This window comes from Kineosporia rhizophila (assembly GCF_021277265.1).
Taxonomy (GTDB): Bacteria; Actinomycetota; Actinomycetes; order Actinomycetales; family Kineosporiaceae; genus Kineosporia; species Kineosporia rhizophila.
In genome coordinates, this window is record NZ_JAJSOH010000001.1 from 22,222 (window position 1) to 38,611 (window position 16,390).

Below are 16,390 nucleotides of genomic sequence, written 5' to 3' on the forward strand. Positions count from 1 at the left end.
TCGGGGCGACAACCCTGGGGTCCGACCCTGATCCGCTCCCGTCCGCCGGTCCATAGCGTTTCTGGTGTTCTTCCACGAACTCCCGGAGGCAAGAAGCCATGACCGTTCTCGACGTGATCGAAGAGACCGACCGGACGCCGCGCTACCGGCACGCCGACGCGGACATCAGCGTCGCCGAGCTGGTTCTGGCTGCCCGGCGCGGCGACCGCAGGGCCTACGAGCTGCTGGTGGAGCGCCACCAGCGCCAGGTCTGGGCGGCGGTGCGCGGGTTCCGGCTGAGTGAGGCCGACGCCGGCGACGCGGTGCAGATGACCTGGCTGCGGCTGGTCGAGAACCTGCACCGGCTGAACGACCCGGAGCGGGTCGGCGCCTGGCTGAGCACCACCGCCAAGCGCGAGTGCCTGCGCCTGATCCGCCGCCGGGGCCGTGAGGTCGGCACCTCGGACGAGTTCTTCGCGGCGGTGCCCGACGAGCACAACCCGACCCCGGAGAAGCAGGTCACCGACGACGCGATGGACCAGCTGCTGTGGGGCTTCGTCGACGAGCTGCCGAGCCGGGGCGCGCACCTGCTGCGTGCGGTGACCGGCTCGGACCGCCCGGCCTACGCGGAGATCTCGAAGCAGACCGGGATGGCGGTGGGCAGCATCGGACCGACCCGCGGCCGGTACCTGACCCGGCTGCGCAAGCGGATCGAGGAGTCCGGCCTGGACGCCCAGGCCTGGCGCTGAACGGCGCTGAATCAGGACTGCTGGGGCGGGCAGCACCCGGGTGCGACCGGTCTGGAGGGTCCGGGCGCACCAGCTGGGGGAAGAGGGGCGGCGACGAGGATCAGGGGCCTCGGCGCCGCCCCTCGGGTTTGCCCCGATGTGTTTGAGGACGCTCGTGGGCCTCTTCGCGGAGCCGCTTCAGCTGGGTGCCTGGGCCAGTACCGACAGATCGTTGCGCGAGCGCAGCCCGGTCTTCCGGTACACGTTGCTCAGGTGGTACTCGATCGTCTTCTGGCTCAGGAACAGCGCCGCGGCGGCCTCGGAGTTGCTCGCCCCGCGCGCCACCACCAGCGCCACCTGCAGCTCCTGCGGAGTCAGGTCGGCCGCCGGGCCGGTGCCCCGGGCCAGCGTCTCGCCGGTGGCCTTGAGCTCGTTGCGGGCCCGGGTGGCCCAGCTCGGCGCGTCCAGCTGCTCGAAGATCTCCAGCGCCCGCCGCAGGTGGGTGCGGGCCTCGGCGCGCTGACGTCCGCGCCGTAGCCGCTCACCGAAGTACAGCAGGGTGCGGGCCCGCTCGAACGGCATCGGCAGTGCGTCGTGCGCGGCCAGGGCCTGACCGAAGGCGGCCGCGATCGCGGTCTTCCCGGTGGCCAGCAGGCCCCGGCAGCGCCAGGTGCGGGCGATCAGCAGGTCCGAGCGCACCCCGTCGGGCGCCTCGTCCACCGCGATCTGCTCGAGCAGGCGCTGCGCGTCTTCGGTGCGCCCGGCCCGGGCGTAGGCCTCGACCAGGTCGAAGGCCCAGGGCACGATGCTCTGGTCCTTCGTGTGGATCGCCACCGGCAGCCGGCCGGTGGCCTCCAGCCGGGCGATCGCCTCGTCCAGGTCGCCCTCGCCCAACGCCAGCAGGCCCTGGGTGTGGGTGGTCTGCAGGTGCAGCCCGGGGGCCTGGAACCGGGTGGTGATCTCGTCGATCACGTTGATCAGCCGCAGCGCCTCCCGGGCCCGGCCGTGCACGGCATGGTTGCGGGCCACGAAGTAGAGCCCGTACACGTTGGCCTGGCGGGTCTCCTTGGCCAGCTCCACGCTCTCGTCGGCGTAGGCCTGGGCCTGCCGCCAGCGGCCGGTGCGGAAGGCCAGCTCGGCGCCGACGGTCAGGCACTGCGGCAGCACCCCGAGCGCCCCGTTGGCCCGGGCCTCGCTGATGATCGCGTCGAGCAGCCGCTCGGCGACCGGGTAGTCCTCCAGCCACATCGCGATGAAGGCGGCGTGCGCGAACTCCTGGGCCCGGGGCATCGGCGGGAACTGCAGCAGCTGCGGCACCACCTCGGTGAGCAGCTGCTGCCCCTCGGCCCGGTACCCGTTGATCACCAGGGCGCCGCTGTAGGCCACCGTGGCCACCGGCCGGGCCACCCCCTCGGTGCCCTCGCTGAGCTCGAACGCCCGCCGGGTGGCGGCCAGCAGCTCGACCGGCTCGCCGAGCATGAAGTGCGCGATCGCGGCGTCGGCGTACATCAGCGAGGCGCGGGCCGCGTCCACCCGCTCGACCTCGTCGGCCCCGTCGATCATCTCGGCCAGCGCATCGCGCGGAAGCTCCCGCCACATCCGCACGTAACCGCGCATGTGCCGGATCAGGCCGCGCAGCTTCGGGTCACTGGACAGTTCCAGCGCCTCGTCCAGCAGCGGGATCATCTTCCCGGTGCGCCCGGCCAGCTGCCAGCAGCGGGCCGCGCGCAGCAGCAGGGCGGGCCGGGCCGAGGCCGAGCCGAACCGGGCGGCCTGCTCGAACGCCCGGGCCGCCTCCAGGTTGCCGCCGCGGAACCGGGCCCGGGTGCCGGCCTCGGCCAGCAGCTCGCTCACCCGGTCGTCCGGCGGCAGCACGGCCTGGGCCAGGTGCCAGGCCCGGGCGTCGGCCGCCGCCTCGCCCGGCACCTGGGCCAGCGCGTCGGCCAGGGCGGAGTGCGCGGCGGTGCGCTCGTGCAGGGTGGAGGCCGAGTTCAGCACCGAGCGCATCAGCGGGTGCCGGAAGTCGACCTGCTCGTCGCCGGCCACCAGCAGCCCCGCGTCCTCGGCCGGGGCGAAGTCGGCCAGGCCCAGGCCGATCACCGCGGCCGCGCGGCGCACCACGTCGGTCTGCCCACCACCGGCCGCGGCCACCAGGAGCATCGCCCGGCGGGTGCGCTCGGGCATCTCCACCAGGCGGCCGGCCAGGGCCTGGGTGAGCCGGGACGACTGGCTGGGCAGCAGGGCCGCGCCGGAGGCGCCCCGGCCCAGGGCGCTGCACAGTTCCTGGATGCCGAGCGGGTTGCCGGCCGTGTCCGAGTAGATCTGCTCGAACTGCTCGGGCGAGACCGCGGGGGTGAGTGAGCGGCACAGCTCACGCGAGTCGTCCTGCCCCAGCCCCCGCAGTTCGAGCTGCTGCAGCCCGGCGTACTGCCGGTCGAGCGCGGGCCCGTGGGGCGCCCGGTCCGGCTCGGTGCGGATCGCGATGAGCAGGCCGATGCCGTCGTTGGCCAGCCGGCGGGCGGCGAACAGCACGGCCTCCCGGGAGGAGACGTCGAGCCACTGCAGGTCGTCGATCACCACCAGCAGGGGGCGCTCGGCGGCCGCGGCGGCCAGCACCCCCACCGTGGCGGCGCAGACCGAGAACCGGTCACCGGCGACCGGCGGGCCCAGCGACAGGGCGCTCTGCAGAGCAGCGGCCTGCGGCGGGGGCAGTTCGGAGAGCAGGGGCAGCACCGGACGGATCAGATCGGCCAGGCCGGCGAAGGGGATCTCGGACTCGGACTCGTACCCACGCACCGACAGCACGGTCATGCCCCCGGGGTCACCGGTGGGGCCCGCGACAGCCGGGTCGACAGCCGGGTCGGCGGCCTGGTCGGTGGCGTAGGCCAGCAGGGTGCTCTTGCCGATGCCGGCTTCCCCGTGGATCACGAGGCTGCCCCCGCGGCCCGCGCGCACGCCACTGAGCAGTTCGTCGATCACCACTCGTTCGGCGATCCGTCCGAATACCATTCGTCGAGTCTATGTGAGGGTTCACGATGGTTTAGCACGATCTGAACGCCTGACCTGCTCCATCGGGCCGATGTGAATACCCCAGGGTCCGACCCTGAAGCGAGAGGGTGTTCCGCCGCCTAACGTCGGGGTGGGTCCTTTCGGACCACACCATCATTATTGCGTTCGGTAATGACCTGAGCACTCTACGGTGAACTGGCCGTGCAGGACGACAGCATTCCGGAATTCGTTCTTCCCAAGGAGGGGCAGCATGCGGTCTCGACAGGACAGCGGGGCGCCTGCGCCGGCCGGGCCGGGCACCCAGGGCGTCCACGAGGTGCAGGAAGCGCAGCTGGACATCATCGCGGCCAACCGGGCCGGTAAGGCCACCGGCCTGACCACCTTCACCCCGCTGCCCCGGCGCTGGTCGCCGCTGGTGCGCGCGGTGCTCCGGCTGAAGACCTGGTCCGGGCCGGACAAGACGCTGCGCCGGCTCTCGTTCATCCACGTCGCCCACTGGGTGATGGTCGACCGTTTCCCGGGCGAGACCCAGCGGCGCCGCTACAGCTATCTCTTGTTCGTCAGCAATTTCAATGGTTCGTGGCTCGACTACATCGACGTCTTCTCCCGCACCGTCCCGCAGAAGATGGCGTTGTTGTGGGGTTCGTCGTTCGGTTTCCCCGGCGCCATGCCGCCCCGGCCGTTCACCGACTACATCCGCGGCAACGACTGGCAGCTGGCGCACTACTTCTCCGCCTATCCCGGCGCCACCGCCACCGAGATCGCCTCGGCCCTGAGGGTGCGGGACAAGTTCGAGTCAGGCCTGGCCCGCCCGCAGGAACTCGACGACGTGCAGCTGGTGCGGGTCTGGCGCGCCCTGCTCGCCGACACCCAGCGCGATCTCTGAGTTCTTCCCCCCTCCCTCGTCTCAGCGCCGCCGCGCGCTCGTACACCCCCGCCGAGCTTGGAGCAGTCCGCCATGCCCACCACCAAGAAACCGGCCCTGCTGCGCCGTGTCCTGCCCAGCGCCCTGGCCCGCCGCCTGCCCGCCGGGCTGGTGCACGAATACATCGACCCGCCCACCGGCGGCCGCCAGCGCGTGCTGACCGTGATGACCCGGGTTCCCGACGAGGCCGTCGAGGACCTGCGCGCCGACCTGGCCCGGATCCGGGCCGGAGCGAGCCCGTTCCGCCGGGTGCCGGGCACCCACTTCGCCCGGCTGGCCGTGATGGCGAGTTCCGACTTCACCCCGCAGTCGCGCCCCGACCGCTCGCGGATGGCCCTCAGCGCCAAGCTGCTGCACCTGCTCATGCACGGCGGCCGCGAGCAGGAGCCGGACCGGCCGGAGACCTCCTACCTCCTGTTCAGCGCCAGCTACGACGGCCCGGGGCGCAGCGCCGAGGCCGACCAGGCCGACTACGCCGAGCGTCTGCGCCGGGGCCTGGGCGAGCAGGCCGACCGGATCTGGGGCCGGTGCGAGGGCTACCCGGGGCGCCACGACGGGCCGGCCTTCGCCGCCTTCCTGACCGAGCACGCCCTGCGCTCCGGCTACGTCTTCTCGGCGAGCGACACCGAGCCCTCCGTCGACGACGTGCACGCGGCCCTGGAGCTGCGCCGCCGGGTCGCCGACCTGGCCCTGGACACCGAGGGCCTGGACGACACGGAACTGGCCGCCCGGCTGCGGGCCGAGTGGGACGAGAAGATCCTCAGCCGGATGGAGAGCGACCTCGGCGACCTGGCCGACCTCACCCCGAACGACCTCAGCTGGCCCACCCTGCCGGTCTCCCCGACCCGGGCGCCCGACCGGGTCCTGACCCGACCGAGTGCACTGCCGGTGCAGTACGCACCGCCCCCGGTCGCCCCCGAGGTCACCTCGGCCCAGCCGGCCCGGGTGCCTCGCCTCGGGGGCGGCACCCCTCCGGTCGACCCGGACCTGACCGACGTGCAGAACCTGGTCAGCTCCGGCTACCCGCGCCACCACGCGGCCCGGCACCTGCTGCTGGAGGTCACCGACGCGGCGGCCGCCCGGGACTGGCTGGCCCGCCTGATCGACGACATCCCGACCGCCGGCTGGGCCGAGAACCTGGTCGACCGGCTGGGCCGCGACGTGGAGGGCGCCGACTCCGGCACCCCCACGAAGAACCGGCCCAGCTCGCCCACCTTCGCCGCGCACGTGGCGATCAGCTACACCGGGCTGGCCGAGCTCGGGCTGCCGCCGGCCGAACTCACCGGATTCCCCGCCGAGTTCACCGAGGGCATGGCCGCCCGTGAGGCCGGACTCATCCCGGGCACCGGCACCAGCACCTGGCAGGCCCCGTTCAGCGAGGCCGGCTCACCGCACCTGCTGCTCATGCTCTCCGCCCCCGACCACGCCACCCTGGACGCCGAGCTGGCCACCCGCCCGCACGTGGTGCCGGGCGACGGCGCCGGCCTGATCGTGCTGGACTCGGTCGAGGCGGGCCGGATCTCGGACGCCCCGAGCCCGGACGGCGCACGGGCCGCCGGTTTTCGCGAGCACTTCGGCTTCGTGGACGGCATCTCGCAGCCTCGTGTGCACGGGGTCACCACCGGCCGTCACACCGCCGAACTACCGCCCGGAGAAACCCTTCTGGGCTACCGGGACATCGACGGCGACACCGCCGGGGCCGGGCTGCCCGCCTCGATCGGGCGTAACGGCAGCTACCTGGTCTGGCGCAAGCTCGAGCAGGACGTGGACGGCTTCGACGAACTCACCCGCGAGCTGGCCGGGAAGCTGGCCGGGACGGTGACCGGACGCAGCACCGACAGCAGCGAGCTGAACGAGCTGGCGGCGGCCAAGCTGATGGGCCGCTGGCGTGACGGTACGCCGGTCACCCTGTCCACCGAGGGCCCCCGCCCGTCCCTGGCCAAGCAGGAGTTCCTGTTCCAGGAGAGCGACGCCGAGGGGCACGGCTGCCCGGTCGGGGCCCACATCCGCCGGGCCAACCCGCGCGACTCCCGCCCCAAGGACCACGACCAGGACGTCAACGCGGGCAAGGACGCCGACCTGGAGAGCAGGCTGGCGCTGCGGCACCGGATGCTGCGCCGCGGGATCCCCTACGGTCTGCCGGTCGCGGCCGGCACTTGGGCCGGGGCCCCCGCTCCGGACCCGAGCGACGAACTGCCCGACACCGAGCGCGGCCTGCTGTTCGTGGCCCTGGTCGGCGACATCCACCGGCAGTTCGAGTTCGTGCAGGCGCACTGGATGAGCGACGGCAACGCGTTCCGGCTCGGCGCCGACCGGGACGTGATCTCCGGGGCTGCCCCGGCCGGCTCGAAGTTCGTGGCCCAGGGCCGCTGCCCGGCCTTCGTCGAGCAGCGCAAGCAGGTGGTCACCTGCCGCGGCGGGGAGTACTTCCTGCTGCCGGGGATCAAGGCGCTACGTCAGATCGCCCGGCGCTGACAGCAGCCAGGTCCGCTTGGCCACCGAGTCCCAGCGCCGCACCGCGACCGCCTGCCCGGACTGTTCGCGGAAGTACCCCAGGGCCTCGATCGCCGCACCGACCTGCTCCGGCCGAAAACCTCGGCCCAGGGTGACATGTGGCGACCAGCGTCCCGGGGTGAGCAGTTCGTCCGTGCCCGGCAGCCCGGCGTAGAGCCGGGCTGCCGCGGCCTGCAGGTGCAGCAGTTCCGCGTTCGCCACCACCGGGCGCACCAGGATCTGCCGGCCGTCGCGGCGCCCGAAACACAACAACCCACCCAGCCGCACACTCACCGGCACCTGCGCGGCCAAGGCGCGCAACCCGTCCTCAATTTCGGGTGGTACCTCGTGGGCCACCGCCAGAGTGACGTGCGGGGCGTTGCTCGATCCCGGGTGCCGGCCCTGGCTGGGCAGACCGGCCGCTTCGAGCGCGTGCCACTGGGCCCGCACCAGGGCGTCCAGTTCCGGGTCGAGCAGCAGTTCGAGGCTCTGGGTCACAGGCCCATCCTGGGTCATCCACCGACCGCGCACGAACAGGAACGAACCCGTCCTGATGCCGGTCTAGCTTGCCGGTCATGACCATCGAGCCGTTCACCGTCCACGTCCCGCAGGCCGACCTCGACGACCTGCACGACCGGCTGGACCGCACCCGCTGGCCGGCCGAACTGCCCGGCGTGGGCTGGGACCGGGGTGTTCCGGTGAGCTATCTGCGCGAGCTCGCCGCTTACTGGCGCAACGACTTCGACTGGCGCGCCGAAGAGGCCGCGCTGAACCGGCTTCCGCACTTCGTCACCACGATCGACGGCCAGCGCCTGCACTTCCTGCACGTGCGCTCCCCCGAACCCGACGCCACCCCGCTGCTCCTGCTGCACGGCTGGCCCGGCACCTTCACCGACTTCCTCGATGTGCTCGGACCGCTTTCCGACCCGCGCAGCCACGGAGGCGACACTGCCGACGCCTTCCACCTGATCGTCCCTTCCCTGCCCGGCTTCGGATTCTCCACGCCCCTGAACGGGCCCGGAATGAATGCGGCCCGAATGGCGCACCTAATGGCCGATCTGATGTCTTTGATGGGATACGACCGTTACGGCATACAGGGTTACGACACCGGCGGATGGGTGGGCCCGGCCCTGGCCACCCAGGCCCCCGATGCCGTCATCGGACTGCATCTGAACGCCCTTCTCGCCTTCCCGATCGGGGCCGAGGGCGAGATGGACGGCCTCTCGGCGGCCGATCAGGCCCGCTGGGGCCGGATGCAGACCTTCAACGACGCCTATCTGCAGTGCAATTCCAAGCGCCCGGCCACGGTCGGGTTCGGTCTGCACGACTCGCCGGTGGGGCAGCTGGCCTGGATCGTGGAGAAGTTCAAGGAGCTCACCTGGCCGCCCTCGGGCCTGCCGGAGGACAGCGTCGACCGCGACCGGATGCTGACCAACGTCTCGCTGTACTGGTTCACCGGCACCGCCACCTCGGCCGCGCAGATCTACTACGAGGAGATCAGTGCCGCCTCCGGCGAGGACGGCTGGGAGACCCCGGCTCGCGGTACGGTGCCGACCGGCGTCCTGGTCTCCGCCCACGACGTAACTGTCCGCCCCTGGGCGGAACGCGACCACAACGTCCTCAGTTGGACCGAATTGAACTCCGGCGGGCACTTTCTGGCGATGGAGGCACCGGACGAGCTGGTCCAGGACGTACGCTCGTTCTTCCGCGGGTTACGCACCTGAGTCAAGGCGGGGACGGCGCCGCCGATGCTGTGAGAGATGAACTGGTGGTGGAAGGCCTACCTGGCCTGCGGGGCGGCCGTGATCGCCGGCTACCTGCTGGTGCCGGCGGGCATTCCCCGAGACCTGGTGTACAGCGCGGTGGGCCTGTCCGGCGTGGCCGCCATCACCGTGGGCATCCGCGCCCACCGGCCCCCGAAGGCCTCGGCCTGGTGGGCGATGGCGGCCGGGCAGTTCCTCTGGGTGAGCGCCGACGCGGTGTTCAGCTGGTACGAGGACGTGGCCCAGATCGAGCCGTTCCCGTCCCCCGCCGATGCGCTCTACCTGATGGCCTACCCGTTGCTGGCCGGCGGTTTCGTGATCCTGGTACGGGTTCGCCAGCGCAGCGGTGACCTGGCCGGTCTGGTCGACAGCAGCGTCCTCACCGCCAGCCTGGCCCTGCTGTCGTGGGTGGTGCTGGGCGCGCCGATCGCCAACGCCGACGACACCCCGCTGTTCGAGCGGGCGGTGGGTGTGGCCTATCCGGCGGCCGACATCCTGCTCCTGGCGGTGCTGGTGCGCCTGGTCATCGTGCCGGGGGCCCGCTCGCCCGCGTTCCGGATGCTCACCGGCGCCGCGCTGATGCTGCTGGCCGCCGACGCGGTGTTCGCGGTCCTGATCGCCAAGTCCGGTTACCAGACCGGCTGGGTGGATCTGCTGTGGCTGGCCTCGTACCTGCTGTGGGGGGCCTCGGCGCTGCATCCCTCGATGCCGCAGCTGTCCGAGCCGGGCGAGCACACCGTGCCCTACACCCGGCTGCGCCTGGCCGCCCTCACCCTGGCCGTGCTGCTGGCCCCGGGCACCCTCGTGGTCCAGCTCGTGGCCGGCGTCGAACCCAGCGTCTGGGCGGTCGCCCTGGCCTCGATCGTCCTGTTCAGCCTGGTCGTGATCCGGATGAACGCGGCCGTCCAGCAGGTCGTGGTGTCCACCGAGCAGCGCCGCCAGCTGCAGGACGACCTGGCCCACCAGGCCGCCCACGACTCGCTCACCGAGCTGGCCAACCGGGCCCGGGTGCTGGAACTGATCGAGGCCGGCCTGCACCGCGGCCAGCGCTCCGGCAGCCTGGTCGGGCTGCTGTTCATCGACCTCGACCACTTCAAGGCGGTCAACGACACGCACGGGCACCGGGCCGGTGACGACGTCCTGCGCGAGACCGCGGCCCGGATGCGGCGCCTGGTCCGGGCCGGCGACACCGTGGGCCGGCTGGGCGGCGACGAGTTCGTCGTGCTGATCGAGTCCCTGGAGTCCGAGCGGGACCTGATCGAGCTGGCCGAGCGGCTGGTGGCCAGCATCTCGGCCCCGATGGAGGCCGACGGTCACGGGGTGGTGATCGGCGCCAGTATCGGGGCGGCGATCAACCGGGACGGCGGGACCGACGCCTCGGCGCTGCTGCACGAGGCCGACGCCGCCGCCTACCGGGCCAAACAGGGCGGCCGGGGCCGGGTCGAGGTGTTCGACGACGCCCTGCGCCAGCAACTGCAGGACCGGACCGAGCTGGAGTCGGCGATCCGCAACGGCCTGGCCGCGGGCGAGTTCCTGCTGCACTACCAACCGGTGGTGCAGATGGCCACCGGCGCGCTGGAGGGCTACGAGGCGCTGCTGCGCTGGGACCGGCCCGGACACGGGCTGCTGCTGCCGGAGACCTTCATCCCGACCGCCGAGCAGTCCACCCTGATCAACCATCTCGGTCGCTGGGTGCTCGGCGAGGCCACCCGCGAGTTCGCCCAGTGGTTGCGCACCCGGCCGGACCCCGACCGGGACCACATCACCGTGGCGGTGAACATCTCCGGGCGGCACCTGACCAGCGCGAGCATCGTCACCGACGTGAAGAACGCCCTGCACGCCGCCCGGCTGCGCCCGGAACTGCTGGTCCTCGAGATCACCGAGACCGTGCTGCTCGACGAGGCCACCGCGGCGCCCCACCTGCGGGTGCTGCGCGAGCTCGGGGTGAAGATCAGCATCGACGACTTCGGCACCGGCTACACCTCGATCGGGCAGCTGCAGTACCTGCACGCCGACACCCTGAAGATCGACAAGAGCCTGGTCGGATCGACCCGGCCGGGCTCGGGGGAACTGGTCGAACTGGTGGTGCGGGCCGCCCACGCCTTCGGGCTCAACGTGATCGCCGAGGGTGTCGAGCGGGACGACCAGGTGCCCCTCCTGCAGCGGGCCGGCTGCGACTCGGTGCAGGGCTACCTCTTCGCCCGGCCCGAGCCGGGCCTGTCCGCGCCGGAGGCCGCCCGCACGCATCTGGAGCAGTGAGCCACGGTTCAGGGCCGGTGGCCGTCTGCCGATGTTCGCTGGTGTGGCAGCGGACGAAGCACCGACGCCGGCGGTCTGGCGGCAGGCCTCGTACCTGGCGCTGGCCGGGACCGCCCTGGCCATAGGTCTCGGGGCGGCCCTGCCGGGCTCCGCCGGCACCGTGCTGCTGCTGGTGTCCGCCCTCTGCGCCATGGTTCTGACAGCCTGGCGGGGCACCCTCGTCCTGGCCGGCGCCCAGTTCTGTTACTGCGGAACGATTCTCTACGACTTCATCGTTCCCTGGCTGACCGGCGACGCACTGCCCGACGGGGACTTTCCGTTCCTGGCCGTCGCGCTCGGCAACGCGACCGCGGTGGTCCTGCTCAGCCGGACCCCGGCCGCCCCGGGCGCCCAGCGCACCCCGATCACCGACGTCCTGATCATCGGCACCGGCACCGCCGTCCTGGGCTGGTTGTTCCTGTTCAAGGAGCTCTCCGACGACTCGGCCCTGAGCCTGCCCCGGCAGCTCGCCGTGATCGCCCACCCCGGGCTGGACGTGTTCCTGGTCCTGCTGGTGCTGCGCCTGGTGTTCACCGGGCGGGCCCGGAACCCGGCCAAGCTGTTCCTTCTCGCCTGGGCCGGTCTGCAACTGGCCGGCAGCATCACCCACACGATCCAGGAGCTGCGGGGCACCTGGACGGTGGACAGCCCGGTGTTCCTGCTCTGGATCGCGGCCGCCGGATGCCTGGCCGCCGCCGTGGTGCATCCCGCGATGTCCCGTCTGACCATCCCGCCCTCGACCCGCGGGCCGGTCGCCCGGCGGACGATCCGGGCGCTGGTGGTCGCGGCCGAACTGGTGCTGCCGGCCGTCCTGCTGGTCCGCGTGTTCCAGCGCAACTCCGACGACCTCGCCGTGATCACCGGCGCCACCGTCCTGATCTTCGTGCTCGTGCTGATGCGGGGTGGCACCTTCGGCGATCGCCGGTCCACCCGCTCGGACCGGATCGCCGGGCTCCGGATGGTGGCGGTGTTCGTCGTGGCCGCGCTGTTGCCGCTGGGCCTGATGGCCGAGTCCAGCATCCGGCTCGCCGAGAAGGTGGTCACCAAGGACGCCCGCGACCGGGTCAGCACCACCAGCGTGGTGTCCGCGCAGCTGGTGCAGCAGCAGATGGCCGGCCTGAGGAAGCTGGTCGGTTCCTACGCCGAACGCCGGCTGCTGGCCGCGGCCCTGGGCGACGGCACGTACGCCACCATGGACACCACTGCGGTGGAACGCCATCTGCGGCAACTGCAGGCTGCCGACTCCGGTCTGGTCAGTGTCTTCGTCACCGACGCAGCCGGCCGGCTGGGCGACGTGAACCCCCGGACCGCGGCGTTCGAGGCGGGTGCCGACCGCAGCGGACAGAACTGGTACAGCGGGGTGCGGGCGACCGGCCGGTCGTACATCTCGCAGGCCTACACCACGTTCTCGGACGGCGACGAGACCCGGGCCGTGGTCGCCGCCACGCCTGTGCACCGGGTGGCCGACGATCGCATCCTGGGCTATCTGGGGGCCGTGTACGACCTGCGGGCCATCCAGGCGTTCGCCGTGGACCTGGCCAAGGCCCAGGGTGTCAGTCTGCGGATCACCGACCAGCGGGGCATGGTGGTGGCGGCGCCCGGCACCGACGTGAGCTCGATGACGGACGCCTCCCAGGAGACCGGGGTCGCGCAGGCGCTGCAGGGCCAGGCCGGCCTGGGCACCACCCGGGCCCCGGACGGCGAGGAGATCCTGTCCGCCTACGCCCCGGTCTCCGGGCTCGGCTGGACCGTGACCGCTCAAGTGCCCACCGCCACCGCCTACGCCTCGCTCGCCGAGCTGCGGTCCACCGTGCTGGCCGTCGCCGTCCTGCTCGGTCAGGTCCTGATGGGCGGTCTGCTGATCATGGTGCGGGTGCAGCGGCGCCACCAGGAGGCCGAACGCAGCCTGCAGGAACGGGAGCGCAGCACCAGCGCCATCCTGGAGGCGGCCGGCGACGCCTTCGTGTCGATCGACGAGAACGACGTCATCATCGCCTGGAGCCGCCAGGCCGAGCTCCTCTTCGGCTGGAGCTCGGCCGAGGCGCAGGGGGCGGTGCTGACCGACCTGATCGTGCCGCCGTCGCTGAAACAGCGGCACAGCAAGGGCGTACGCCGTCTCGTGGACACCGGCGTCCCCCGGATCCTGGGACAGCGACTCGAGCTCTCGGCCATGCACCGCGACGGTCACGAGTTCCCGATCGAGCTCGCGCTCTGGCAGTCCGAGAGCGACGGGAACCGCTCGTTCAACGCCTTCATCCACGACATCACCACCCGCAAGCAGCACGAGGCGGCGCTGGCCGAGGCCCGCGACCGGGCGCTGGAGACCTCCCGTCTGAAGACCGAGTTCCTGGCCGTGATGAGCCACGAACTGCGCACCCCGATGAACGGCGTCATGGGCATGACCTCGCTGCTGCTCGGCACCCAGTTGTCGCAGCAGCAGCGCGAGTACGCCGAGACGGTGCGCAGCAGCGCCGACAGCCTGCTGGAACTGCTGAACGACATCCTCGACCTGTCCAAGGTGGAGGCCGACCGGCTGGAACTCGAGGTCCTGGACTTCGATCTGCACCAGGTGGTGCGGGACATCGTGCACCTGCTCCAGGTCGCCGCGCAGCAGAAGGGCATCACGCTCACCGCCACCATCGCCGACGACGTGCACCGGGCGCTGCGGGGCGACCCGGGCCGGCTGCGTCAGGTGCTGGTGAATCTGGTCGGCAACGCGATCAAGTTCACTGCCGAAGGTTCCGTCACCCTGCGGGTTCTCACCGATCGCGCAGCTTCGGCCTCGGCCGACGGGCCGGTCTGCCTGCGCTTCGAGGTCATCGACACCGGCATCGGGATCGCCCCCGAGGCCCGGGCCCGGGTGTTCGAGTCCTTCTCCCAGGCCGACGCCTCCACCACCCGGCAGTACGGCGGCACCGGGCTGGGCCTGGCCATCAGCCAGAAGCTGGTGGCGCTGTTCGAGGGTGAGATCGGGGTGGAGAGCGAACTCGGCGCCGGGTCGACGTTCTGGTTCACCGCCCGCTTCCAGCGCGGTGAACCGGTCGAGCCGCCGGCCGAGGACCTGGACTCCTCGGAACCGGGTCCCGCGGCCTCCCCCGGCCTGGTGCTGGTGGTGGACGACAACGCCACCAACCAGAAGATCGCGGTACGGATGCTGGAGCGGCTGGGACACCGGGCCGACGTGGCCGCTGACGGCGCGGAAGCAGTGAGCGCCTGGGCCGCAGTGCCTTACGACCTGATCCTGATGGACTGCCGGATGCCGGTGATGGACGGTTACGAGGCGACCCGGACGATCCGGGGCACCGAGGGCAGCGGGCGGCGGACCCCGATCGTGGCAATGACGGCATCGGCCATGGTGGACGACCGGGAAAGATGCCTGGAGGCAGGGATGGACGACTTCCTGAGCAAGCCGGTTCAGCTGAACCAGTTGCGGGACAAGGTGAATCACTGGCTCGCACGGCCCACCGCGGTCGAGGCTCCGGCGGTACCCGCCCCACGGACCGAGGACGGCCCGCCGGTGCTGGACCAGGAGATCATCACCGAACTGAGTTCGTACGGTTCGGAGTTCATCGTCTCGCTGATCGAGGACTTCCTGGCCGCGGCGCCGGACCGGGTGGCCCGCATCCGGGCCACCGCCGAGGAGGGGGACGCCGAGGAGGTGGCCCGCGCGGCCCACGCCCTGAGAGGAGCCGCCGCCAACCTGGGCGGAGCCCGGCTCGCGCACGTCTGCGCCCAGATCGAGGAGGCCGGCCAGAACGGCCGGCCGGAGGAGGCGGTCGTGCTGTTGCCCGCGCTCGACACCGAGGCCGAGAGCCTGCGCCAGGCCATGAGAGCCGTTACGGAAGTGGCGGTATGAAGATCCTGGTGGTCGACGACGACCCGATCGCGCTGCGCATCCTGACCACGGTGGTGCAGGCCGCCGGGCACACGCCGCTGAGCGCCACCGACGGCGACGCGGCCTGGCAGCTGCTGTCCACCGAGAAGATCGACGTGGTGATCAGCGACTGGCAGATGCCCGGGGTGGACGGGCTGGAGCTGTGCCGGCGGATCCGGGAGCAGGCCCACTACACCTACGTGGTGATCGTGACCAGCCACTCGGACCCGGACGAGGTGATGCGCGGGATGCAGGCCGGGGCCGACGACTACCTCACCAAACCGATCGACACCCGGGGCCTGCGGCTGCGCCTGATCGCCGCCGAGCGGGTCACCGCCGTCCATGCCCGGCTGGCCGAGCAGCAGGCCGAACTGGAGCGCCTCAACACCCGGCTGGCCGCCGCCGCCCGGATCGACCCGCTCACCGCCCTGCGCAACCGCCGGGCCCTCGACGAGGACCTGCCCGCCCTGGTCGCCCGCTGCGAGCGCTACGGCCACGAACTCTCGGCGGTGATGCTGGACGTCGACTTCTTCAAGGCGTACAACGACCGGCTCGGCCACCCGGCCGGCGACGACGCCCTGCGCCGGGTGGCGGCGGTGCTGATCACCCAGGGCCGGCAGACCGACCAGTTCTACCGCTACGGCGGCGAGGAGTTCCTGTGCCTGCTCTCGCAGGGCCGCCAGACCGCGATCCTCACCGCCGAGCGCCTGCGCCGGGCCGTGCACGACCTGGGCATCCCCCACCCGGCCAGCGCGCACAAGGTCGTCACCTTCAGCGCCGGGGTCGCCACCTGGCGCCCCTCCGCCCCCGACGCCCTGCTGCAGGAGGCCGACGAGGCCCTCTACCGGGCCAAGGCCGCCGGCCGGAACACGGTCGGACTCAGCGACGAGCAGCTCGCCTGATCACCAGGTGTCCAGCCGCGAGCCGACCGCCTCGTCGATGGCGTTCAGCAGGGCCGCGGCGATGAAGGGCTTGGTCAGGAACGACGCCCCCATGGCCCGGCCGGCCTCGATCTGCTCCGGCAGCACCCGCGCCGACAGGAAGATCGCCGGCACCTCGCCCAGCCCTTCCTGAGCCCGCAGGATGGCCAGCAGCTCGGGCCCGCTGGTCTCCGGCATGGAGACGTCCAGAACCACCACGTCGGGAAGCCCGCGCACCGCAATGAGCTGCAGCGCCTCCTGCGCAGAAGGGGCCCCCATCACCTCGTGCCCCGCCGACCGCAGCCGCGCGGCCACGATCCGGACCGTGCTCAGGTCGTCGTCGACCACGAGTACTCGAGCCATAGCTACCGATCCTCCCTCACAGGCCACACTCTCCCGCG

General features: G+C 72.0%; 10 protein-coding genes. 7 read left to right on the plus strand and 3 right to left on the minus strand.

Features of this window, described 5'->3' with window-relative positions:
* Positions 1-98: 98 nt before the first annotated feature.
* The gene (locus LWF15_RS00080) at positions 99-728 is read left to right on the plus strand and encodes an RNA polymerase sigma factor (RefSeq protein ID WP_232808217.1); all 630 of its coding nucleotides are present in this window, start codon (positions 99-101) and stop codon (positions 726-728) included.
* A gap of 177 nt (positions 729-905) precedes the next feature.
* Here the strand turns inward: LWF15_RS00080 and LWF15_RS00085 are convergent, their stop codons facing one another.
* A complete protein-coding gene (locus tag LWF15_RS00085) occupies positions 906-3,716 on the minus strand; it encodes an ATP-binding protein (RefSeq protein WP_232808218.1) in 2,811 nt (936 codons plus the stop codon).
* A 250-nt stretch (positions 3,717-3,966) separates the two neighbouring features.
* Here LWF15_RS00085 and LWF15_RS00090 point away from each other — a divergent pair, with 250 nt between their 5' ends.
* Positions 3,967-4,602 carry a hypothetical protein gene (locus LWF15_RS00090; protein WP_232808219.1) on the plus strand — a complete coding sequence of 212 codons (636 nt, stop codon included), beginning with the start codon at positions 3,967-3,969 and terminating at the stop codon, positions 4,600-4,602.
* 72 nt (positions 4,603-4,674) lie between these two features.
* Positions 4,675-7,116, plus strand: a complete 2,442-nt coding sequence (locus tag LWF15_RS00095; RefSeq protein WP_232808220.1) for a Dyp-type peroxidase — start codon at positions 4,675-4,677, stop codon at positions 7,114-7,116.
* Here the strand turns inward: LWF15_RS00095 and LWF15_RS00100 are convergent.
* On the minus strand, positions 7,093-7,632 hold the full coding sequence (locus LWF15_RS00100; RefSeq protein WP_232808221.1) for a 2'-5' RNA ligase family protein: 540 nt from the start codon (positions 7,630-7,632) through the stop codon (positions 7,093-7,095). The genes LWF15_RS00095 and LWF15_RS00100 overlap by 24 nt on opposite strands.
* Positions 7,633-7,709: 77 nt before the next feature.
* Between LWF15_RS00100 and LWF15_RS00105 the strand changes: the two genes are divergently transcribed.
* Genes LWF15_RS00105 through LWF15_RS00120 form a run of 4 tightly spaced genes read left to right on the plus strand, consistent with a single transcriptional unit; the run spans position 7,710 to position 15,971 of the window.
* A complete protein-coding gene (locus tag LWF15_RS00105; RefSeq protein WP_232808222.1) occupies positions 7,710-8,858 on the plus strand; it encodes an epoxide hydrolase family protein in 1,149 nt (382 codons plus the stop codon).
* 36 nt (positions 8,859-8,894) lie between these two features.
* Entirely contained in the window at positions 8,895-11,156 is a 2,262-nt protein-coding gene (locus LWF15_RS00110) for a putative bifunctional diguanylate cyclase/phosphodiesterase (protein ID WP_232808223.1), read from the plus strand.
* A gap of 43 nt (positions 11,157-11,199) precedes the next feature.
* Positions 11,200-15,051 (plus strand): response regulator, encoded by a 3,852-nt coding sequence (locus LWF15_RS00115; RefSeq protein ID WP_232808224.1) that lies wholly within the window; start codon positions 11,200-11,202, stop codon positions 15,049-15,051.
* The gene (locus tag LWF15_RS00120) at positions 15,048-15,971 is read left to right on the plus strand and encodes a GGDEF domain-containing response regulator (protein ID WP_232808225.1); all 924 of its coding nucleotides are present in this window, start codon (positions 15,048-15,050) and stop codon (positions 15,969-15,971) included. Before LWF15_RS00115 ends, LWF15_RS00120 begins: the two co-directional genes overlap by 4 nt.
* Here LWF15_RS00120 and LWF15_RS00125 read toward each other — a convergent pair whose 3' ends face one another.
* Positions 15,972-16,352 (minus strand): response regulator, encoded by a 381-nt coding sequence (locus LWF15_RS00125; protein ID WP_232808226.1) that lies wholly within the window; start codon positions 16,350-16,352, stop codon positions 15,972-15,974.
* Positions 16,353-16,390: the final 38 nt, after the last annotated feature.